The sequence below is a fragment of the Burkholderia gladioli genome (genome assembly GCF_000959725.1).
GTDB lineage: Bacteria > Pseudomonadota > Gammaproteobacteria > Burkholderiales > Burkholderiaceae > Burkholderia > Burkholderia gladioli.
This window is the reverse complement of record NZ_CP009323.1, coordinates 2,004,700-2,026,496: the sequence shown is the minus strand read 5'-3', so window position 1 is coordinate 2,026,496 and position 21,797 is coordinate 2,004,700. Positions and strand designations below refer to the sequence as shown.

Annotated in this window: 16 protein-coding genes, 2 tRNA genes and 3 rRNA genes; 12 read left to right on the top strand and 9 right to left on the bottom strand. The window is 63.3% G+C overall.

Going from position 1 to position 21,797, the window contains the following annotated elements; all coding sequences use genetic code 11:
* Positions 1-120 precede the first annotated feature (120 nt).
* The 7 genes from BM43_RS26090 to BM43_RS26060 all read right to left on the bottom strand — a co-directional run bounded on the left by BM43_RS26090 (position 121) and on the right by BM43_RS26060 (position 8,918).
* The gene (locus BM43_RS26090) at positions 121-2,199 is read right to left on the bottom strand and encodes a molybdopterin-containing oxidoreductase family protein (RefSeq protein ID WP_036048373.1); all 2,079 of its coding nucleotides are present in this window, start codon (positions 2,197-2,199) and stop codon (positions 121-123) included.
* Between the two features lie 113 nt (positions 2,200-2,312).
* A 5S ribosomal RNA gene (gene rrf, locus BM43_RS26085) occupies positions 2,313-2,426 on the bottom strand.
* Positions 2,427-2,612: 186 nt separating this feature from the next.
* A 23S ribosomal RNA gene (locus BM43_RS26080) occupies positions 2,613-5,492 on the bottom strand.
* Between the two features lie 295 nt (positions 5,493-5,787).
* Positions 5,788-5,863: transfer RNA gene (locus tag BM43_RS26075), tRNA-Ala, on the bottom strand.
* Between the two features lie 36 nt (positions 5,864-5,899).
* Positions 5,900-5,976 (bottom strand) — tRNA-Ile (locus tag BM43_RS26070).
* 64 nt (positions 5,977-6,040) lie between these two features.
* Positions 6,041-7,573 (bottom strand): 16S ribosomal RNA (locus BM43_RS26065).
* Together the 16S, 23S and 5S rRNA genes with 2 tRNA genes alongside form the textbook arrangement of a ribosomal RNA operon.
* Positions 7,574-8,141: 568 nt before the next feature.
* Positions 8,142-8,918: an enoyl-CoA hydratase gene (locus BM43_RS26060; protein WP_025100540.1), complete on the bottom strand. Its 777-nt coding sequence runs from the start codon at positions 8,916-8,918 to the stop codon at positions 8,142-8,144.
* 137 nt (positions 8,919-9,055) lie between these two features.
* On the opposite strand from BM43_RS26060, the gene paaN reads away from it, so the two are divergent.
* From paaN to paaK, 4 genes are all read left to right on the top strand, one after another.
* Positions 9,056-10,750: a phenylacetic acid degradation protein PaaN gene (paaN, locus tag BM43_RS26055; protein WP_036048375.1), complete on the top strand. Its 1,695-nt coding sequence runs from the start codon at positions 9,056-9,058 to the stop codon at positions 10,748-10,750.
* Between the two features lie 94 nt (positions 10,751-10,844).
* Positions 10,845-11,636 carry a 2-(1,2-epoxy-1,2-dihydrophenyl)acetyl-CoA isomerase PaaG gene (gene paaG / locus BM43_RS26050; RefSeq protein ID WP_036048378.1) on the top strand — a complete coding sequence of 264 codons (792 nt, stop codon included), beginning with the start codon at positions 10,845-10,847 and terminating at the stop codon, positions 11,634-11,636.
* A 1-nt stretch (position 11,637) separates the two neighbouring features.
* Positions 11,638-12,114, top strand: a complete 477-nt coding sequence (gene paaI / locus BM43_RS26045; RefSeq protein WP_036048381.1) for a hydroxyphenylacetyl-CoA thioesterase PaaI — start codon at positions 11,638-11,640, stop codon at positions 12,112-12,114.
* A gap of 52 nt (positions 12,115-12,166) precedes the next feature.
* Positions 12,167-13,462 carry a phenylacetate--CoA ligase PaaK gene (paaK, locus tag BM43_RS26040; RefSeq protein ID WP_036048383.1) on the top strand — a complete coding sequence of 432 codons (1,296 nt, stop codon included), beginning with the start codon at positions 12,167-12,169 and terminating at the stop codon, positions 13,460-13,462.
* A gap of 55 nt (positions 13,463-13,517) precedes the next feature.
* Here paaK and mltA read toward each other — a convergent pair whose 3' ends face one another.
* Both mltA and apaG read right to left on the bottom strand, forming a co-directional pair.
* Positions 13,518-14,747, bottom strand: a complete 1,230-nt coding sequence (gene mltA, locus BM43_RS26035; RefSeq protein ID WP_080742068.1) for a murein transglycosylase A — start codon at positions 14,745-14,747, stop codon at positions 13,518-13,520.
* An 88-nt stretch (positions 14,748-14,835) separates the two neighbouring features.
* Positions 14,836-15,210: a Co2+/Mg2+ efflux protein ApaG gene (gene apaG, locus BM43_RS26025; RefSeq protein WP_013696530.1), complete on the bottom strand. Its 375-nt coding sequence runs from the start codon at positions 15,208-15,210 to the stop codon at positions 14,836-14,838.
* On the opposite strand from apaG, the gene BM43_RS42600 reads away from it, so the two are divergent.
* The 8 genes from BM43_RS42600 (at position 15,136) to BM43_RS25990 (ending at position 21,796) form a co-directional block, all read left to right on the top strand.
* Positions 15,136-15,396, top strand: coding sequence for a hypothetical protein (locus BM43_RS42600; RefSeq protein ID WP_080742069.1), 261 nt, complete (start codon positions 15,136-15,138; stop codon positions 15,394-15,396). The two genes, apaG and BM43_RS42600, sit on opposite strands and share 75 nt — an antisense overlap.
* A complete protein-coding gene (gene rpe, locus BM43_RS26020) occupies positions 15,393-16,079 on the top strand; it encodes a ribulose-phosphate 3-epimerase (RefSeq protein WP_036048388.1) in 687 nt (228 codons plus the stop codon). Before BM43_RS42600 ends, rpe begins: the two co-directional genes overlap by 4 nt.
* Positions 16,080-16,083: 4 nt before the next feature.
* Positions 16,084-16,800 carry a phosphoglycolate phosphatase gene (locus tag BM43_RS26015; protein WP_036048391.1) on the top strand — a complete coding sequence of 239 codons (717 nt, stop codon included), beginning with the start codon at positions 16,084-16,086 and terminating at the stop codon, positions 16,798-16,800.
* A 353-nt stretch (positions 16,801-17,153) separates the two neighbouring features.
* A complete protein-coding gene (gene trpE, locus BM43_RS26010; RefSeq protein ID WP_036048393.1) occupies positions 17,154-18,647 on the top strand; it encodes an anthranilate synthase component I in 1,494 nt (497 codons plus the stop codon).
* A 13-nt stretch (positions 18,648-18,660) separates the two neighbouring features.
* Positions 18,661-19,251, top strand: a complete 591-nt coding sequence (locus BM43_RS26005) for an anthranilate synthase component II (protein ID WP_013696526.1) — start codon at positions 18,661-18,663, stop codon at positions 19,249-19,251.
* Between the two features lie 11 nt (positions 19,252-19,262).
* Complete coding sequence (gene trpD, locus BM43_RS26000) at positions 19,263-20,294, top strand: anthranilate phosphoribosyltransferase (RefSeq protein WP_025100550.1); 1,032 nt, start codon at positions 19,263-19,265, stop codon at positions 20,292-20,294.
* A 78-nt stretch (positions 20,295-20,372) separates the two neighbouring features.
* A complete protein-coding gene (gene trpC / locus BM43_RS25995) occupies positions 20,373-21,158 on the top strand; it encodes an indole-3-glycerol phosphate synthase TrpC (RefSeq protein ID WP_036048396.1) in 786 nt (261 codons plus the stop codon).
* 11 nt (positions 21,159-21,169) lie between these two features.
* A complete protein-coding gene (locus BM43_RS25990) occupies positions 21,170-21,796 on the top strand; it encodes a CYTH domain-containing protein (protein WP_036048398.1) in 627 nt (208 codons plus the stop codon).
* Position 21,797: the final 1 nt, after the last annotated feature.

The following is a 21,797-nucleotide window of genomic DNA, read 5'->3' as shown; positions in this document are numbered from 1 at the left end:
ACCGGGTTAGACACTCCTTTCCAACTTCCACTACGGGCTTGGCTCGTGTTCGATCCCGTTCACCGCGCTTTCGCCACGATTCCGCCGCAGATCGAACGCGCGCCCTGCGCTTGCTTGCCATCAAGCGCGCGCGACCTCGACCAGGCAGTCGTAGAAAGTCGCGGCGTTGCCGAGGTCGGTCAACGCCTGGCTCGTCACCTGGTTGGCGTTGCAGCCGTCCGACGCGAATTTCTTCCACCAGATCGACAGGCCAACCACGAGGCCACGGCGCGCCCGCTCGGTAATCATCGCGCGAGCCTGCATGGAACCGCGGTCGTTGAACACGCGCACCATATCGCCGTCGTCGATGTCTCGCGCAGCGGCATCGTCGGGATGCAGTTCGAGACGGGGTTCGCGCTCCGTCGCGCGAAGGCTCTCGATGTTGACGAAGGTGCTGTTCAGGAAATGGCGCGCCGGCGGCGAGATCATCGCGAGCGGATAACGTGCTGCCAACTCCGGAGCACCATCGGGAGATTCGTGCGGCGGCAGATAGTCAGGCACCGGGTCGAGGCCAATTTGCGCAAGCCGCTCGCTATAGAACTCGCATTTCCCGGAAGGCGTGCGAAATCCACCGTTTGCAAACGGCGCATCAGCCAGCTTCAGCTTTTGCCACCCCTTCTCTTTCAGCGTATCCCAATCGCAATCGAGTGCCGGATCATCCCAGCGCAAGGACACGCGCGCAAGCGTTTCGTCGTCTTCATATAGAGCGGGCTCGGTCAGTCCCATCGCGCGGGCGAAACCGCGAAAGATCTCGGTATTCGGCCTCGATTCGCCGATCGGCGCGATCGCCGGCAGGTTGGCCATGACATAGGTGTGGCCGTAGGATTTATGGACGTCGAGGTGCTCGAGTTGCATCGTGGCCGGCAGCACGAGGTCGGCATAATCAGCCGTGTCGGTCTGGAAATGCTCCAGAACCACGGTGAAGAGATCTTCTCGGGCGAATCCGCTCGCCACCTTGACCGAATCCGGGGCCACCGCCACCGGATTCGAGTTGTAGACGATCAGCGCTTCGATTTTTGGACCGAAATCGGCATCGCCGGGATGCAGCAAGGCGTCGCCAATGGCGTTCATATTGATTGATCTCGGCAGCTTGTTCGGCCAACCCGGCAGCAAATCGGGACGGCCCAATGCCACCGAATTCACCGGCGCCCATTCCGAGGCCGACATCAGCAAACCGCCCGCGCGATCGCGCCAGGCACCGGTCAGGGCCGGCAAGCTCGCGATGGCGCGCGTGGCGTTACCGCCACCTCGGGTCCGCTGCATCCCGTAGTTGAGGCGAATCGCCGATTTTCGGGTTTGGCTGTAGATACGAGCAAGATCGACGATTTCCGCTTCGGATATGCCACAGATTTCGGCTACGCGCGTGGGTGAATAAGACAGCGCCCGAGCTTTCAGCTCATCGAAGCCATGCGTGCAGTCGTGTACGTAGGCGTGGTCGAGCCGGTCTTCGGTGATCAGCACATGCATCATGCCAAGCGCGAAGGCAGCATCGGTTCCAGGCCGAATCGCAATATGTTGATGACATTTGTCCGCGGTTAGCGAGCGATAGGGATCGATGGCGATCAGGCGAGCGCCGCGCCGTTTTGCTTCCTGCGCTCGCGTCCAGAAGTGCACGCTCGAGGCAATTGGATTCGCGCCCCAGATCAGGATCAGCTCGCTTTCCTCGAAGAAGTCGACATGCATTCCCACGCTTGCGCCATAGGTGTAACGCAAGCCGGCCGACCCAGCCGACGAACAGATCGTGCGCTCGAGACGCGAGGCGCCAAGCACATTCATGAAACGCTGGGCAATGCTTTCGCCCTGGATCAGGCCCATGGTGCCGGCGTAGCTGTAAGGGACGATCGCCTCCGGCGCGCGCCGAGCGATTTCACCGAGATGCCCGGCTATGATTCGATTCGCTTCATCCCAGCCGATCGGTTCGAAGTGCCCTTCGCCCTTGCGCCCGATTCGCTTCAGAGGGGTATCCAAGCGCTCGCGATGATAGATTCTCTCCGCGTAGCGGCTCACCTTGGTGCAGAGCACGCCTTGAGTAGGCGGATGATCGGGGTCGCCATTGACCTTGATGACACGGCCCTCGCCGTCGACCGAAACGCGAAGCGCGCATGTGTCAGGGCAATCGTGCGGGCAGACGGCACGGGCGAATTCAACGGAGGCATGCATGGAGCGCTCGACATTCGGACGAATGTGGCGATTTTACGCTGCGCTACTATCCAGCAGCTGGAAAAGACAAAACCCCCGCTGCCTTTGGGCAACGGGGGTTGTCATGAAGGGAAGCCTGACGATTACCTACTTTCACACGGGCAATCCGCACTATCATCGGCGTGGAGTCGTTTCACGGTCCTGTTCGGGATGGGAAGGGGTGGTACCGACTCGCTATGGTCATCAGGCTAAAGGGGTTGTCGCGTCGCTATGAGCGCCACGACCAATCTCGAAGAAGTAGTAACGGGGTTGTGTGTATCAGCACACGAGACTCCATCTGTATGACCTGTCGCGCTCCAAGATCCTGAGCTTGGGCTCAGGACGGGATAATCGCGGTGCCTTGGCACCTGCGAACATCGGCGCAGACTGGTTATAGGATCAAGCCTTACGGGCAATTAGTATCAGTTAGCTGAACGCATTACTGCGCTTACACACCTGACCTATCAACGTCCTGGTCTCGAACGACCCTTCAAGGAGGTCAAGCCTCCAGGGATATCTCATCTTAAGGCGAGTTTCCCGCTTAGATGCTTTCAGCGGTTATCTCTTCCGAACATAGCTACCCGGCGATGCCACTGGCGTGACAACCGGTACACCAGAGGTTCGTCCACTCCGGTCCTCTCGTACTAGGAGCAGCCCCCTTCAAATATCCAACGCCCACGGCAGATAGGGACCAAACTGTCTCACGACGTTTTAAACCCAGCTCACGTACCTCTTTAAATGGCGAACAGCCATACCCTTGGGACCGGCTACAGCCCCAGGATGAGATGAGCCGACATCGAGGTGCCAAACACCGCCGTCGATATGAACTCTTGGGCGGTATCAGCCTGTTATCCCCAGAGTACCTTTTATCCGTTGAGCGATGGCCCTTCCATACAGAACCACCGGATCACTATGACCTGCTTTCGCACCTGCTCGACTTGTCGGTCTCGCAGTTAAGCACGCTTATGCCATTGCACTATCAGCACGATTTCCGACCGTACCTAGCGTACCTTCGTACTCCTCCGTTACACTTTGGGAGGAGACCGCCCCAGTCAAACTGCCTACCATGCACTGTCCCCGACCCGGATCACGGGCCAAGGTTAGAACCTCAAACAAACCAGGGTGGTATTTCAAGGACGGCTCCACCGAAACTAGCGTTCCGGTTTCATAGCCTCCCACCTATCCTACACAGATCGGTTCAAAGTCCAATGCAAAGCTACAGTAAAGGTTCATGGGGTCTTTCCGTCTAGCCGCGGGGAGATTGCATCATCACAAACACTTCAACTTCGCTGAGTCTCGGGAGGAGACAGTGTGGCCATCGTTACGCCATTCGTGCAGGTCGGAACTTACCCGACAAGGAATTTCGCTACCTTAGGACCGTTATAGTTACGGCCGCCGTTTACCGGGACTTCAATCAAGAGCTTGCACCCCATCATTTAATCTTCCGGCACCGGGCAGGCGTCACACCCTATACGTCCACTTTCGTGTTTGCAGAGTGCTGTGTTTTTATTAAACAGTCGCAGCCACCAGTTTATTGCAACCCCTTCACCCTTCTGGCGCAGGCCAGTCAAGCTACAGGGGCGTACCTTATCCCGAAGTTACGGTACCAATTTGCCGAGTTCCTTCTCCCGAGTTCTCTCAAGCGCCTTAGAATACTCATCTCGCCCACCTGTGTCGGTTTGCGGTACGGTCACTGTTAAACTGAAGCTTAGAGGCTTTTCTTGGAACCACTTCCAATTGCTTCGCTTCCTAAGAAGCTCGCGCCACGCCCTTGAATTCTGCACCCGGATTTGCCTAAGTGCCTTCTCCAACGCAGCGACCGGGACTTCCAACACCCGGACAACCTTCCGCGATCCGTCCCCCCATCGCATTTAACAATGGTGCAGGAATATTGACCTGCTTCCCATCAGCTACGCATTTCTGCCTCGCCTTAGGGGCCGACTCACCCTACGCCGATGAACGTTGCGTAGGAAACCTTGGGCTTACGGCGAGGGGGCCTTTCACCCCCTTTATCGCTACTCATGTCAGCATTCGCACTTCCGATACCTCCAGCACACTTTACAATGCACCTTCGCAGGCTTACGGAACGCTCTCCTACCATGCATATAAATATGCATCCGCAGCTTCGGTATATAGCTTAGCCCCGTTACATCTTCCGCGCAGGACGACTCGATCAGTGAGCTATTACGCTTTCTTTAAAGGGTGGCTGCTTCTAAGCCAACCTCCTGACTGTTTTAGCCTTCCCACTTCGTTTCCCACTTAGCTATATTTGGGGACCTTAGCTGGCGGTCTGGGTTGTTTCCCTCTTGACACCGGACGTTAGCACCCGATGTCTGTCTCCCGTGATTGCACTCTTCGGTATTCGGAGTTTGCTATGGCGGGGTAATCCGCAATGGACCCCCCAACCATGACAGTGCTCTACCCCCGAAGGTGAGACACGAGGCACTACCTAAATAGTTTTCGGAGAGAACCAGCTATTTCCAAGTTTGTTTAGCCTTTCACCCCTATCCACAGCTCATCCCCTAACTTTTCAACGTTAGTGGGTTCGGACCTCCAGTACGTGTTACCGCACCTTCATCCTGGCCATGGATAGATCACTTGGTTTCGGGTCTACGCCCAGCAACTGAACGCCCTATTCGGACTCGCTTTCGCTACGCCTGCCCTATTCGGTTAAGCTTGCTACTGAACGTAAGTCGCTGACCCATTATACAAAAGGTACGCCGTCACCCCTTACGAGGCTCCGACTGTTTGTATGCATGCGGTTTCAGGATCTATTTCACTCCCCTCCCGGGGTTCTTTTCGCCTTTCCCTCACGGTACTGGTTCACTATCGGTCGATCACGAGTATTTAGCCTTGGAGGATGGTCCCCCCATCTTCAGACAGGATTTCACGTGTCCCGCCCTACTTGTCGTACACCTAGTTCTTTCATACTGTTTTCGTCTACAGGGCTATCACCTGCTATGGCCGCACTTTCCAGAGCGTTCGACTAACAATACAAATAAAGAGTACAGGCTCTTCCCATTTCGCTCGCCACTACTTTGGGAATCTCGGTTGATTTCTTTTCCTGCGGTTACTTAGATGTTTCAGTTCACCGCGTTCGCTTCACATAGCCTATGTATTCAGCTATGGATACTCCAAAAGGAGTGGGTTTCCCCATTCGGACATCTACGGATCAAAGCTCGTTTGCCAGCTCCCCGTAGCTTTTCGCAGGCTACCGCGTCCTTCATCGCCTGTGATCGCCAAGGCATCCACCACATGCACTTGTTCGCTTGACCCTATAACGAGTCTGTCTCGCTTTCGCTTGACAGGCCGCTACAGGTTGAGTTCTCGCATTTGTGCCGTATTCCAATTGAGCCGAACATGAAGTTCGAATCATCTTGAGATACATCGATACAATCACAACCCGGATAGTTTCCACGCCCATCTCAATAGACGCTTCCGCTATCCAAATTACTACTTCTTCTAGATTGTTAAAGAACGACAGCCGATATCTTTCAATATCCTCTGACTGGCTCAATCGCCAATGACAAAGACTCGAGTCAACTGACCCGAACGTTTGTCATTGAAGATTGGTGGAGGCAGACGGGATCGAACCGACGACCCCCTGCTTGCAAAGCAGGTGCTCTCCCAGCTGAGCTATGCCCCCATACAGAGACGTCTCAGGTTTCTACCGCCAGACAATTGGTGGGTCTGGTTGGATTCGAACCAACGACCCCCGCCTTATCAAGACGGTGCTCTAACCGACTGAGCTACAGACCCCTGAGTCTGTCTTGATTTACAGCCGATAAGCGTGAACGCTCAACTTTCGCGGTATTAGCTCGAGAAAGGAGGTGATCCAGCCGCACCTTCCGATACGGCTACCTTGTTACGACTTCACCCCAGTCATGAATCCTACCGTGGTGACCGTCCTCCTTGCGGTTAGACTAGCCACTTCTGGTAAAACCCACTCCCATGGTGTGACGGGCGGTGTGTACAAGACCCGGGAACGTATTCACCGCGGCATGCTGATCCGCGATTACTAGCGATTCCAGCTTCATGCACTCGAGTTGCAGAGTGCAATCCGGACTACGATCGGTTTTCTGGGATTAGCTCCCCCTCGCGGGTTGGCGACCCTCTGTTCCGACCATTGTATGACGTGTGAAGCCCTACCCATAAGGGCCATGAGGACTTGACGTCATCCCCACCTTCCTCCGGTTTGTCACCGGCAGTCTCCCTAGAGTGCTCTTGCGTAGCAACTAAGGACAAGGGTTGCGCTCGTTGCGGGACTTAACCCAACATCTCACGACACGAGCTGACGACAGCCATGCAGCACCTGTGTATCGGTTCTCTTTCGAGCACTCCCAGATCTCTCTAGGATTCCGACCATGTCAAGGGTAGGTAAGGTTTTTCGCGTTGCATCGAATTAATCCACATCATCCACCGCTTGTGCGGGTCCCCGTCAATTCCTTTGAGTTTTAATCTTGCGACCGTACTCCCCAGGCGGTCAACTTCACGCGTTAGCTACGTTACTAAGGAAATGAATCCCCAACAACTAGTTGACATCGTTTAGGGCGTGGACTACCAGGGTATCTAATCCTGTTTGCTCCCCACGCTTTCGTGCATGAGCGTCAGTATTGGCCCAGGGGGCTGCCTTCGCCATCGGTATTCCTCCACATCTCTACGCATTTCACTGCTACACGTGGAATTCTACCCCCCTCTGCCATACTCTAGCTTGCCAGTCACCAATGCAGTTCCCAGGTTGAGCCCGGGGATTTCACATCGGTCTTAACAAACCGCCTGCGCACGCTTTACGCCCAGTAATTCCGATTAACGCTCGCACCCTACGTATTACCGCGGCTGCTGGCACGTAGTTAGCCGGTGCTTATTCTTCCGGTACCGTCATCCCCGAAGGATATTAGCCCTCAGGATTTCTTTCCGGACAAAAGTGCTTTACAACCCGAAGGCCTTCTTCACACACGCGGCATTGCTGGATCAGGCTTTCGCCCATTGTCCAAAATTCCCCACTGCTGCCTCCCGTAGGAGTCTGGGCCGTGTCTCAGTCCCAGTGTGGCTGGTCGTCCTCTCAGACCAGCTACTGATCGTCGCCTTGGTGGGCCTTTACCCCACCAACTAGCTAATCAGCCATCGGCCAACCCTATAGCGCGAGGCCCGAAGGTCCCCCGCTTTCATCCGTAGATCGTATGCGGTATTAATCCGGCTTTCGCCGGGCTATCCCCCACTACAGGACATGTTCCGATGTATTACTCACCCGTTCGCCACTCGCCACCAGGTGCAAGCACCCGTGCTGCCGTTCGACTTGCATGTGTAAGGCATGCCGCCAGCGTTCAATCTGAGCCAGGATCAAACTCTTCAGTTCAATACCTGTTACTGTTTTCGGTTCATAATGAACCGGTCGCTCACTCAAAGCTGACAGGTTAATGAATTGCTTCACAAACCTGACTTACTTTTGTGTGAGACTCTTGATACTTTTGCTGACCTGATCCGGAGATCAGGACCGCTGCCATCAAGCGTCCACACTTATCGGCTGTAGATTTTTAAAGAGCGTATCTGCGAAGCAACTTGGTTTCTTCAGCAGCGCTGCGTTTTCAGCAGCAGAGAAGCGAGATTATGATCAACATTTCGCAGCGCGTCAACTACTTTTTTCAGCGCCGCGATCAACTCACTGCGTCGATCACTTCTCAGCTAAACGAGCCAGCTGCCGATCCAACCTAGCGCTCAACCCATCCAACCTTGCTTCCTCTTTCGCACCGCGTTTCCGTTAGCGCGAAAGAGGCGTGATTCTAAGCAGCCCATCGCCTTCCTGCAAGCGTTTTCGCAAAGTAAATGCATGAAGGGCGCCGCTCGCGCGGCGCCCTTCATGGCAAGCCTTTGATCGCAAAAGGAAACACGCAAAAACGAGACGATCCACTCGTCGCCCGAAGCGCTTAGCGATGCTTGAACACCGGCTTGCGCTTCTCCACGAACGCCGCCATTCCCTCCTTTTGGTCCTCGGTAGCGAACGTCGAATGGAACAGGCGCCGCTCGAAAGTCACGCCTTCCGCCAGCGTCGTCTCGTACGCACGATTCACCGACTCCTTCACCATCATCACGGCCGGCAGAGAGAACTCGGAAATCGTCGCGGCCGCGGCCAGTGCATCGTCGAGCAGCGACGCCGCCGGCACCACGCGCGACACCAGCCCGGCCCGCTCAGCCTCCTCCGCCTCCATGAAGCGCGCAGTCAGGCACATGTCCATCGCCTTGGCCTTCGACACCGCGCGCGGCAGGCGCTGCGTGCCGCCCGCGCCCGGCATCACGCCGAGCCGAATCTCGGGCTGCCCGAACTTCGCCGTATCGGCGGCGATGATGATGTCGCACATCATCGCAAGCTCACAGCCACCGCCCAGCGCGAACCCCGCCACCGCCGCGATGATCGGCTTGCGGATCTGCCGGATCGTCTCCCAGTTGCGCGTGATGTAGTCGCCCTTGTAGGCATCCATATAGGAGTAGTTCGCCATCATCCCGATGTCGGCGCCGGCCGCGAACGCCTTCTCGCTGCCGGTCAGCACGATCGCCCCGATCCCTTCGTCGGCGTCGAAGGCCTTCAGTGCCGCGCCGAGCTCGTCCATCAGCGCATCGTTGAGCGCGTTGAGCGCCTTCGGACGATGCAGCGTGATCAGGCCGACACGCCCCCGGGTCTCCACCAGGATGTTCTGGTAATCCATCGATTTCTCCTCGATCAAAGAAACGCCACTCACCGCGCACACACGCGGAGAACAATGCTAACATTTGCCGACCAACCGGTCGGTTAATTAATTGCGCCAGTACGACCGACTCCTCCACATCCCATCAGGCCGACGTCATGACCCACCCCTTGTTCTCGAAGCACGAAGCCACCTTGCAACAAGCGCTGTCAGCCATCGAAACCCGTGCCTACTGGAGCCCGTTCGCGGAAATGCCGAGTCCCAAAGTGTACGGGGAAAGCGCGGCAGCGGACGGCGAGGCGAGCTTCCGCGCCCAGCTCGACAAACCCTTCGAACTCGACCAACCGGCCTCGGGCGGCAAGCTCGGTGCCGAGACATCACCATTCGGCTTCCCGCTCGGGATCCGTTACCCGCAAGCCTCCCCCGACGAACTGATCGCGGCGGCCGCTGCCGCCCAGGCAGGATGGCGCGCCGCCGGACCGAGCGCCTGGATCGGCGTGAGCCTCGAGATCCTGGCCCGGCTCAACCGCGCCAGCTTCGAGATCGCCAATGCGGTGATGCATACCACCGGGCAAGCCTTCATGATGGCCTTCCAGGCCGGCGGCCCGCACGCCCAGGATCGCGCGCTGGAGGCCGTCGCCTACGCCTGGGACGCGCTGCGCCGGATTCCGGCCGAGGCGCACTGGGAAAAACCGCAAGGAAAGAATCCGCCGCTGGCGATGCACAAGCGCTACACGATCGTGCCGCGCGGCACCGGCCTGGTACTCGGTTGCTGCACCTTCCCGACCTGGAACGGCTACCCCGGCCTGTTCGCCGATCTCGCCACCGGCAACACGGTGATCGTCAAGCCTCACCCGGGCGCGATCCTGCCGCTCGCAATCACCGTGAGGATCGCCCGCGAAGTCCTGCGCGAGGCCGGCTTCGATCCGAACATCGTTACCCTGCTCGCCACCGATCCCGACGACGGTGCCCTGGTCCAGTCGCTGGCCGTGCGCCCCGAGATTCGCCTGATCGATTTCACCGGCAGCGCCAGGAACGGCGACTGGCTGGAGCGTCATGCCCACCAGGCCCAGGTGTATACGGAGAAGGCCGGCGTCAACCAGATCGTGATCGATTCGACCGACGACTTGAAGGCAGCGGCCCGCAATATTGCGTTCTCGCTCGCGCTCTATTCCGGCCAGATGTGCACCGCGCCGCAGAATATTTATGTGCCGCGCGACGGCATCCAGACGCCCGAGGGCCGCGTCGGCTTCGACGAAGTCGCGCAGGCGATCGCCGGCGCAGTGCAGAAGCTGTGTGCCGATCCGGCGCGTGCGGTCGAGCTGCTGGGGGCGATCCAGAACGACGGCGTGACCGCCCGCATCGACGAGGCACGCGGACTCGGCAAGATACTGGTCGACAGCCAGACACTCGAACATCCGGCATATCCGCAGGCTCGCGTACGTACGCCGTTGCTGATCCAGCTGGACGCCAGCGAGCGCGGCAGCTACACGCGCGAATGGTTCGGCCCGATCGCCTTCGTGATCGCCACCGATTCAACCGCGCAGTCGCTCGACCTGGCCGGCGGTATCGCGGCCGAGTGCGGCGCGCTCACGCTCTCGGTCTACAGCACGGACGAGAAGATCATCGACGGCGCCTACCAGGCGGCGATCCGCGGCGGCGTCGCCCTCTCGATCAACCTGACGGGCGGCGTGTTCGTGAACCAGTCCGCGGCGTTCTCGGATTTCCACGGCACCGGCGCGAACCCGGCCGCGAATGCGGCGCTGGCCGACACGGCCTTCGTCGCCAATCGCTTCCGGGTGGTGCAGAGCCGCGTGCACGTCGCACCGCGCGTAGAAAGCAGCGCCGCCTGAAACCGCATCCCTATAGATAGAAGAATTCCGCCGTCCAGCCGCATCCGGGCCGGTGCCAACCACCGGCCATCCGCCTTACCGGAGGAGACACCCGATGCCGTATGACACGATCCGCCTCGCGTTCGACGCGACCACCCAGGTCGCGACGATCACGCTCAATCGTCCCGACAAGCTCAACAGCTTCACGCGCGCGATGCACGCCGAGCTCGCCGCGGCCATCGACGAAACCGAGGCCAGCCACGCACGCGCGCTGATCCTCACCGGCGCCGGCCGCGGCTTCTGCGCAGGCCAGGATCTCGCCGACCTCGACTTCACGCCCGGCGCGCCAACCGACCTGGGCGCGCTGATCGACCAGCACTTCAATCCCCTCGTGCGTCGCCTGCAGGCGCTGCCGCTGCCCGTGATCGCCGCCGTCAACGGTATCGCGGCCGGCGCCGGCGCGAACCTCGCGCTCGCCTGCGACCTGGTGCTGGCCGCCAGATCGGCCAGCTTCATCCAGTCCTTCGTGAAGATCGGCCTGGTGCCCGACTCGGGCGGCACCTGGTTCCTGCCGCAGCGGGTCGGCTTCGCGCGGGCGCTCGGGCTCGCGCTGACGGGCGACAAGCTCGGCGCCGAGCAGGCCGCCGAATGGGGCATGATCTGGCGCGCCGTCGACGACGAGGCGCTGGCGGCCACCGCCACCACGCTGGCGACCGAACTCGCCCGCCAGCCGACCCGCGCGATCGCCGCCATCAAGCAGGCGATGCGCGCCGGCATGAGCCAGCCGCTCGACGCGCAGCTCGACCTCGAACGCGACCTGCAGCGCGAGCTCGGGCAGTCGCACGATTACGCGGAAGGCGTGGCCGCCTTCATCGCCAAGCGCGCACCGCGCTTCGAGGGGCGCTGAGATGGATGCCACCACGCCCGCCGCTGCCGATACCCCAGCCGAGGCCGGCACCCTCGCCCGCGCCGCGGCCGACGCGATGTACGCCGCCGATGCCTGCACGCGCGCGCTCGGCATCGAACTCGTCGAGGTCGGCCCCGGCCACGCGCGGATGCGCATGACGGTCCGGCCGGAATTCCTGAACGGCCATCGCACCTGCCACGGCGGCCTGATCTTCACGCTGGCCGATTCGGCCTTCGCGTTCGCCTGCAATTCGCGCAATCTGAACACGGTGGCGGCCGGCTGCTCGATCGAATTCCTGCGTCCCGTGTTCGAGAACGAGGTGCTGACGGCGGAGGCTGTCGAGCAGGCCCTGGCCGGCCGGCACGGCATCTACGATATCCGCGTGACGAACCGGGCCGGCGAGACGGTGGCGATGTTTCGCGGCAAGTCGGCCCGCATCGCCGGCAACGTGATCCCCGCCGACGGCCCCGGCACCTGAGCGGGCCGCGAGCCACCCGAGCGAACCACAATAAAGACGCATGGAGACATCGATGAACGCCCCCCTTCCGCTCGAGCCGATCGAGACCGCCAGTCGCGACGAACTCCAGGCGCTGCAGCTCGAACGCCTGAAATGGTCGCTCGGCCACGCCTACCAGCACTCGCCCGTCTATCGCCGCAAGTTCGACGAGGCCGGCGTGCATCCCGACCAGCTGACGACGCTCGCCGATCTCGCACGCTTCCCGTTCACGACCAAGAGCGACCTGCGCGACAACTACCCGTTCGGCATGTTCGCGGTGCCGCAGGAGCGGATCTCGCGGATCCATGCCTCATCGGGCACCACCGGCAAGCCGACCGTGGTCGGCTACACCACGCGCGACATCGACACCTGGGCCAACCTGGTGGCGCGCTCGATCCGCGCGGCGGGCGCGCGCCGAGGCGACAAGGTGCATGTCAGCTACGGCTACGGCCTGTTCACGGGCGGCCTGGGCGCGCATTACGGCGCCGAGCGCGCGGGGCTGACGGTGATTCCCTTCGGCGGCGGCCAGACCGAGAAGCAGGTGCAGCTGATCCAGGACTTCCGGCCCGATATCATCATGGTCACGCCCAGCTACATGCTGTCGATCGCCGACGAGATGGAACGGCAGGGGCTGGACCCGCGCGCCTCGTCGCTGCGGATCGGCATCTTCGGCGCGGAGCCCTGGACCAACGAGATGCGCGCGGCGATCGAGCAGCGCATGGGCATCGACGCGGTCGACATCTATGGCCTGTCGGAGGTGATCGGCCCAGGCGTCGCCTCGGAATGCGCCGCAACCAAGGACGGCCCAACCATCTGGGAAGATCACTTCTATCCCGAGATCATCGATCCGCTGACGGGCGAGGTCCTGCCCGACGGCGAGCTCGGCGAACTGGTATTCACCTCGCTGACCAAGGAGGCGCTGCCGATCGTGCGCTACCGCACGCGCGACCTGAGCCGCTTGTTGCCGGGCACGGCGCGCAGCATGCGGCGCATGGAGAAGATCACCGGTCGCTCGGACGACATGATGATCATCCGCGGCGTGAACGTGTTCCCGACGCAGATCGAGGAGCAGTTGCTCAAGCAGGCCGTGCTGGCGCCGCATTACCAGATCGTGCTGACCCGGGAAGGGCCGCTCGACGTGATGACGCTGAACGTCGAGCCCTGCCCGCACCGGAACGCCGCCACGGCCCTGCTCGACGCAGCCGGCCAGGCGCTGGCCTACGACATCAAGGCCCTGATCGGCGTCACGGCGATCGTCAAGGTACTGCCGGTCAACGGCATCGAGCGTTCGGTGGGGAAGGCGCGGCGCGTGGTGGACAAGCGCCGCTGAAGGAAGGGATATCGCCGGGGTTCACGCAGGACGGGGGCCGGCGCCCCCGCATTGCTCAGGAATTCGGCAGCAGCAGCCACATCCGCCCGACCTGCTTCATCCGGCCGGCTAGGTCGCCCGCATCGTCGCCGAGCCCCCAGAAGTAGTCGGCGCGCACGCCGCCCTTGATCGCCGAGCCCGTGTCCTGCGCGAACACCAGCCGGTTCATCGGCGTATTGGTGAGCGGCCGCGTGGTCTGCAGGAACACCGGCGTGCCCAGCGGAATGAAGGAAGGATCGACGGCGATCGAGCGCTCCGCCGTCAGCGGCACGCCGAGCGCGCCGATCGGGCCGTCCGCGCCGCCGTTCGGCGCGCCTTCGCTGGACGGCATCTCGCGGAAGAACACGAAGCGCGGATTGGTGTCGAGCAGGGCGTCCACGCGCGAGGGATTGGCGCGCGCCCAGGCCTTGATGCCCTGCATGGTGGCCTGCCCGGCGCTCAGCTCGCCGCGATCGAGCAGCCATTTGCCGATCGAGCGATAGGGCTGGTTGTTGGTGCCGCCGAAACCGACCCGCATCACGCTGCCGTCGTCCATCACCACGCGCCCCGAGCCCTGCACCTGCAGGAAGAAGGCTTCGATCGGATCGTCGACCCACACCAATTCGTTGCCGTTCAGCACGCCCGAGCGCTCGAGCTGGGCGCGTGCCGGCATGGCGCTGCCGGCACGATAGCCGGCCGGCCAGCGATACAGCGCGGTCTGGTAGGGCCCGTGCCGCACACGCGAACCGCGCAGCAGCGGCTCGTAATAGCCGGTCACCAGGCCATCGAGCGTGCCGTCGGTATTGGAGAACTGATAGGGCGTGAAATACGTCTCGAAGAAGCTGCGCGCGCCGGTGATGTCGAGATCGTCGATCCGCTCGGCGGCCTCGCAGGCGCGGCGCCAGTTGGCGGCGCGCGCGAGCCGCGTGCAGTTCTGGCGCAGCGCGATGGTCGCGCCGATCAGGGTATCGTCGTCCCAGCCCGGCACCTGCCGCCAGGCCACCGGCGTGAGCCGCTCGGCGGCCACCTGGCCCGGCACGATGGGCGCGCCGGTGGGCGGCTTCGCGGCATGCCGCACCGGGGCGCTGCCGCAGGCGGCCAGCAGCGCCGCCGTCGCGATCGCGGCGGCCCAGGCGGCCAGCCGCGGCCCGAACCGCCTACAATGTTCGTACTTGATGGAAACCGCCATGTCTGATCTGTTCGACGAATACCCGATGCTGATCTTCGCGCTGGAATCGCTGCTGGCGCTCGGCCTGCTGATCTTCATCGTGCTCTGGACCGCATCCGGCAAGAAGAAGGCCCGCTCGCGCCCCGACGATCCGCCGCGCCGCCCGTAAGCACGCGGCGCCGCGCCCTCAGTGCAGCGTGCGCGGCATGTGCAGCGCGAATTCGGCGACCGGCGCCTCGAAGCGCTCGCCGTCCTCGGCCACGCAGAAATACGCGCCGCGCATGGTGCCCACGGGCGTGGCGATCACCGCCCAGCTGGTGTACTCGAATTGCTCGCCCGGCTTGAGCAGCGGCTGGTGGCCGACCACGCCGAGTCCCTTCACTTCCTGAACCTTCTGTTCGCTGTCCGTGATGACCCAGTGCCGCGCGATCAACTGCGAGGCCACCTGACCGGTGTTGACAATCGTCAGCGTGTACGCGAATGCGTATTGACGGCGTTCCGGGTCGGATTGTTCCGGCAGATACGCCGTTTTCACCGACACGCTGAATTCATACTGGCTCATGGCAATCCCGCTTCGAAGGTCGACTGGCGCCCACGATCCGGCGCCGCGCGGGCAGCCGCCTGGGCGACCCGCACTGGTTCGGCATTCTGCTTGATGCGGCCCCCGCCCGCAACCGCGCGGCCTGCCGGGGCCGCCCGCGGCGGTAGAATGGCGCTTTTGCATAAGCACGTCCCCCTACCGCCATGACGCAATTCCGTATCGCTCCCAGCATCCTGTCGGCCGACTTCGCCCGTCTCGGCGAGGAAGTCCGCAACGTGGTCGCCGCCGGCGCCGACTGGATCCACTTCGACGTGATGGACAACCATTACGTCCCGAACCTGACGATCGGCCCGCTGGTCTGCGAGGCGATCCGCCCGCACGTGCAGGTGCCGATCGACGTGCACCTGATGGTGCGCCCGGTCGACCGGATCGTCCCCGATTTCGCCAAGGCCGGCGCCAACGTGATCAGCTTCCACCCGGAAGGCTCGGATCACATCGACCGCACCCTGTCGCTGATCAGGGACCACGGCTGCAAGGCCGGCCTGGTGTTCAACCCGGCCACGCCGCTGCACTACCTCGACCACGTGATGGATCGCCTCGACCTGATCCTGATCATGTCGGTGAACCCGGGTTTCGGCGGCCAGTCCTTCATTCCCGAGGCGCTGCGCAAGATCCGCGAGGCGCGCGCCAAGATCGACGCCTATCGCGAGCGCACCGGCCGCGAGATCCACCTGGAAGTGGACGGCGGCGTGAAGGTCGACAACATCGCCGAGATCGCGGCAGCCGGCGCGGACACCTTCGTGGCCGGCTCGGCGATCTTTGGCAAGCCCGACTACAAGGTGGTGATCGACGAGATGCGCACGGCCCTGGCCGGCCTGGCGAAGGGCTGAGGCGATGAGCGCGTCGATCCGTTTCGCCTCGCCGCGGCTGGCTGCCGCCCTGATCGATCTCGACGGCACCATGATCGATACCGTCGACGACTTCACGGCCGCCCTCAACGCGATGCTGGCGCGGATCGGCGCGCCCGGCACGCAGCGCGACGAGGTCATGCACTACGTCGGCAAGGGCTCGGAAAACTTGATCGTCCAGGTGCTCAAGCCGCGCCTGGACGAAGCCGAGGCGCAGGCGCGCTTCGACGAGGCGCTGGCGATCTACCAGGCCGAGTACGCCACCATCAACGGCCGCCACACGCGGCTCTACCCCGACGTCGAGGCCGGCCTGGCCGCGATGCGCGAGGCCGGCCTGGCGCTGGCCTGCGTCACCAACAAGCCGCATCGCTTCGCGCTCGAGCTGCTCGCGCAGTACCGGCTCGACGGCTATTTCGGCGTGGTGCTCGGCGGCGACAGCCTGCCCCGCAAGAAGCCCGATCCGCTGCCGATGCTGACCGCCTGCCAGCGGCTGGACGTCGAACCGGCGCTGGCGGTGGCGATCGGCGACTCCGAAAACGACGCGCTGGCAGGCCGCGCGGCGGGCCTGGCGACGCTGACGGTGCCCTATGGCTACAACCACGGCAAAGCTATACAAACGATAAATTCGGATGGTATAGTCGATTCGCTGCTCGAGGCGGCGCAGGTGATTACCGCGCACAACGCCGTCGAGCGAACCCTCTGATTTATTCTTCCATCCGCATGTTTCTGAACAAAAAACGGAGTCTGAGCAGCATCGACCGGGGAGCCTGGCCCTGGCGTCGCTGGTCGCGCTAACCTCGCTCCCGAGGTTCGCCGAAGCCTGTCTTCGGCATCCGTTTTTTGTTTTGCTGCGCGATGCGCGCCTCGTCACTCGATTGTCTATGCCCTGCCCTCGCCCCGAACGCCTCGCGTCCGGGCGCCGGGAACGCGCATCGGTCGCTCGCACGACGATGGTGCAAGCCGGTCAGGCCCTGACCGCAACCCGCCCCCGGCCCGCCGCGCAGCGACCGCGATTCTCCCGGCATGCCCTGCCGCTCGTCCCCACAGGACCGGAACATGACTGAACTCGAATTCCAATCGCTCGCGAATCAAGGCTACAACCGCATCCCGCTGATCGCGGAAGCGCTCGCCGACCTAGAAACCCCGCTCTCGCTGTACCTCAAGCTGGCTCAGTCCGAGCGCGGCGGCGCCAATTCCTTCCTGCTCGAATCGGTGGTCGGCGGCGAACGCTTCGGCCGCTACTCGTTCATCGGCCTGCCGGCCCGCACCCTGGTGCGCACCAGCAAGGGCGTCTCCGAGGTGGTCACCGACGGGAAGGTGGTGGAGACGCACGAAGGCGACCCGTTCGCCTTCATCGAGCAGTTCCAAGCACGTTTCAAGGTGGCCCAGCGCCCCGGCCTGCCGCGCTTCTGCGGCGGCCTGGCCGGCTACTTCGGCTACGACGCGGTGCGCTACATCGAGAAGAAGCTGGCCGACACGGCGCCGCCCGACGACCTGCACCTGCCCGACATCCAGCTGCTGCTGAGCGAGGAAGTCGCCGTGATCGACAACCTGGCCGGCAAGCTCTACCTGATCATCTACGCCGACCCGTCGCGCCCCGAGGCCTACCCGCGCGCCAAACAGCGCCTGCGCGAGCTCAAGCAGCGCCTGCACTCGACGGTGCAGCCGCCGGTGACCTCGCCGAGCGTGCGCACCGAGACCTTCCGCGAATTCAAGAAGGACGACTACCTGGCCGCCGTGCTCAAGGCCAAGGAATACATCGCCGAGGGCGAGCTGATGCAGATCCAGGTCGGCCAGCGCCTGACCAAGCCCTATCGCGACAATCCCCTCTCGCTGTACCGCGCGCTGCGTTCGCTGAACCCCTCGCCGTACATGTACTACTACAACTTCGGCGAATTCCACGTGGTGGGCGCCTCGCCCGAGATCCTGGTGCGCCAGGAAAAGCGCGGCGAGAACCAGATCGTCACGATCCGCCCGCTGGCCGGCACGCGCACGCGCGGCAACACGCCGGAGCGCGACGCCGCGCTCGCCACCGAGCTGCTCAACGACCCGAAGGAAATCGCCGAGCACGTGATGCTGATCGACCTGGCACGCAACGACGTCGGCCGCATCGCCACCACCGGCTCGGTCGCCGTGACCGACAAGATGGTGATCGAGAAGTACTCGCACGTGCAGCACATCGTCAGCTCGGTGGAAGGCAAGCTCAAGCCCGGCATGACCAACTACGACGTGCTGCGCGCCACCTTCCCGGCCGGCACGCTGTCGGGCGCGCCCAAGGTGCGTGCCATGGAGCTGATCGACGAGCTCGAGCCGGTCAAGCGCGGCCTGTACGGCGGCGCGGTCGGCTACCTGTCGTTCTCCGGCGAGATGGACCTGGCCATCGCGATCCGCACCGGCCTGATCCACAACGGCAATCTCTACGTGCAGGCCGCGGCCGGCGTGGTGGCCGACTCGGTGCCCGAGTCCGAATGGCAGGAAACCGAAAACAAGGCGCGCGCCGTGCTGCGTGCGGCGGAACAGGTGCAGGACGGCCTCGACAGCGACTTCTGAACGGAGACTGACCATGCTGCTGATGATCGACAACTACGATTCGTTTACCTACAACCTGGTCCAGTACTTCGGCGAACTCGGCGAAGACGTGCGGACCTATCGCAACGACGAGATCACGCTCGCGCAGATCGCCGAGCTCGATCCCGAGGCGATCTGCCTGTCGCCGGGCCCGAGCAACCCGCAGCACGCGGGCATCACGCTCGAGGTGCTGCGCGAGTTCGCGGGCAAGAAGCCGATCCTGGGCGTGTGCCTCGGCCACCAGGCGATCGGCGAGGCCTTCGGCGGCCGCGTGATCCGCGCCAAGACCATCATGCACGGCAAGGTGAGCCGCATCGAGACCGACGGCCGCGGCGTGTTCGCCGACCTGCCCCGGCACTTCGACGTGACGCGCTACCACTCGCTGGCGATCGAGCGCGAGACGCTGCCCGACTGCCTGGAGATCTCGGCCTGGACCGAGGACGGCGAGATCATGGGCGTGCGCCACAAGACGCTGCCGATCGAGGGCGTGCAGTTCCACCCCGAATCGATCCTCTCCGAGCACGGCCACGCGCAGTTGCAGAACTTCCTGAAGCAGGCGCGCGCGAGCGCGGCCCAGCCGGCATGAGCGGGGATGCGATGACGATTACCCCGCAGGAAGCGCTGCAGCGCACGATCGAGCACCGCGAGATCTTCCATGACGAGATGCTGCACCTGATGCGGATGATCATGCGGGGCGACATGTCGCCCGTGATGGCCGCCGCGATCATCACCGGCCTGCGCGTGAAGAAGGAGACGATCGGCGAGATCGCCGCGGCCGCCACCGTGATGCGCGAATTCGCGCGCCACGTCGAGGTGGCCGACAACTCGAACTTCGTCGATATCGTCGGCACCGGCGGCGACGGCTCGCACACCTTCAACATCTCGACCGCGACCATGTTCGTGTCGGCCGCGGCCGGCGCCAAGGTGGCCAAGCACGGCAACCGCAGCGTCTCGAGCAAGTCCGGCAGCGCCGACGTGCTCGACGCGCTCGGCGTCAACATCGACCTCGCTCCCGAGCAGGTGGCGGCCTCCATCGAGGCCACCGGGATGGGCTTCATGTACGCGCCGAACCATCATCCGGCGATGAAGAACATCGCGCCGGTGCGCCGCGAGCTCGGCGTGCGGACCCTGTTCAACATCCTCGGGCCGCTGACCAACCCGGCCGGCGCGCCCAACCAGCTGATGGGCGTGTTCCACCCCGACCTGGTCGGCATCCAGGTACGCGTGATGCAACGGCTCGGCGCCGAGCACGTGCTGGTGGTCTACGGCAAGGACGGCATGGACGAGGTCTCGCTCGGCGCGGCCACCCTGGTGGGCGAGCTGCGCGACGGCAAGGTCACCGAATACGAGATCCATCCCGAGGATTTCGGCCTGCAGATGGTGTCGAACCGCACGCTGAAGGTCGAGAATGCCGACGAGTCGCGCGTGATGCTGCTCGAGGCGCTCGACAACAAGCCCGGCGTGGCGCGCGAGATCGTCACGCTGAACGCGGGCACCGCGCTCTACGCGGCCAATATCGCGCCCTCGATCGCCGAGGGCATCGGCCTCGCGCGCGAGGCCATCGCCAGCGGCGCGGCGCGCGCCAAGGTCGACGAGCTGGTACGCTTCACCAGTCAGTTTCCGCGCTGAACCCCTGCGTGCCGACCAGCCAGCCGGTCGGCCAATCCACCCGGATCCCGGTCCGCACCCCATTCCATCGGATTTGCCATGAGTGACATCCTCAACCGAATCATTGGCGTCAAGCGCGAGGAAATCGCCGCCGCGCTGCAGAGCACACCGCTCGAAGCCCTCAGGCTGGAAGCCGAAACCCGCGATCTGCGCGACTTCGTCGGCGCGCTGCGCGCCAGGCACGCGGCCGGCCAGTCCGCCGTGATCGCCGAGGTGAAGAAGGCCAGCCCCTCCAAGGGCGTGCTGCGCGAGCATTTCGTGCCGGCCGAGATCGCCGCCTCGTATGCGCAGCACGGCGCGGCCTGCCTGTCGGTGCTGACCGACGAGCAGTTCTTCCAGGGCAGCGCGCGTTATCTCGAGGAAGCCCGCGCGGCCTGCGAACTGCCGGTGCTGCGCAAGGACTTCATCGTCGACGCCTACCAGGTGCTCGAAGCGCGTGCGATGGGCGCCGACGCGATCCTGCTGATCGCCGCCGCGCTCGACACGCCGCAGATGCAGGACCTGGAAGCCTATGCGCATTCGCTGGGCCTGGCGGTGCTGGTCGAGGTGCATGACCGCGACGAGATGAACGAGGCGCTCACGCTTAAGACGCCGCTGATCGGCATCAACAACCGCAACCTGCGCACCTTCGAGACCACCATCGAGACCACGCTGGGCATGCTCGACATGGTGCCGGCCGATCGCATCGTGGTGACCGAATCGGCCATCCTGTCGCGCGCCGACGTGGAACGCATGAAGGCGGCCGACGTGCACAGCTTCCTGGTCGGCGAGGCCTTCATGCGCGCCGACCAACCGGGCGAGGAACTCGCCCGGATGTTCTTCTGACGCGCATCGCGATGGCCATCGAAACCGAAATCAAGCTGGCGCTGCCGGCCGGCGCGCAGGGCGCGGCCCGCAGCGCGCTGGACGCCTGCGCCGGCGCGGCCGGCCGCGAGATCCATCTCGCCAACGTCTATTACGACACGCCCGATCTCGCCCTGGCACGCGCCAAGAGCGCCATTCGCGTGCGCCTCGCGCCGCAAGGCTGGCTGCAGACCTTCAAGACGGTCGGTTCGGCCGAGCAGGGCCTGCACACGCGCCACGAATGGGAGCTGCCGGTAGCCGGCGATGCGCTGGAGATCGACGCGCTGCTGGCCGTCTGCGACGTGCCGGCCGCGGCCGACGCGCTGCGCGCGGCCGCGCCGCAACTGGTTGCGCTGTTCCGCACCGATTTCGCGCGCACGCTCTGGCGCATCACGCGCGAGGGCAGCACCGTCGAGGCCGGGCTCGATCTCGGCGAGATCATCGCCGAGGTGGGCGGCGACACGCGTCGCGCGCCGATCCGCGAGATCGAACTCGAATTGATCGAGGGCGACGAGGCCGTGCTGCACACGCTCGCGAACGAACTCAAGGCCGCGCTGCCGGGCCTCGCGCCCGACGACCAGAGCAAGGCGCAGCGCGGCTACCGCCTGCGCGACGCCTGAA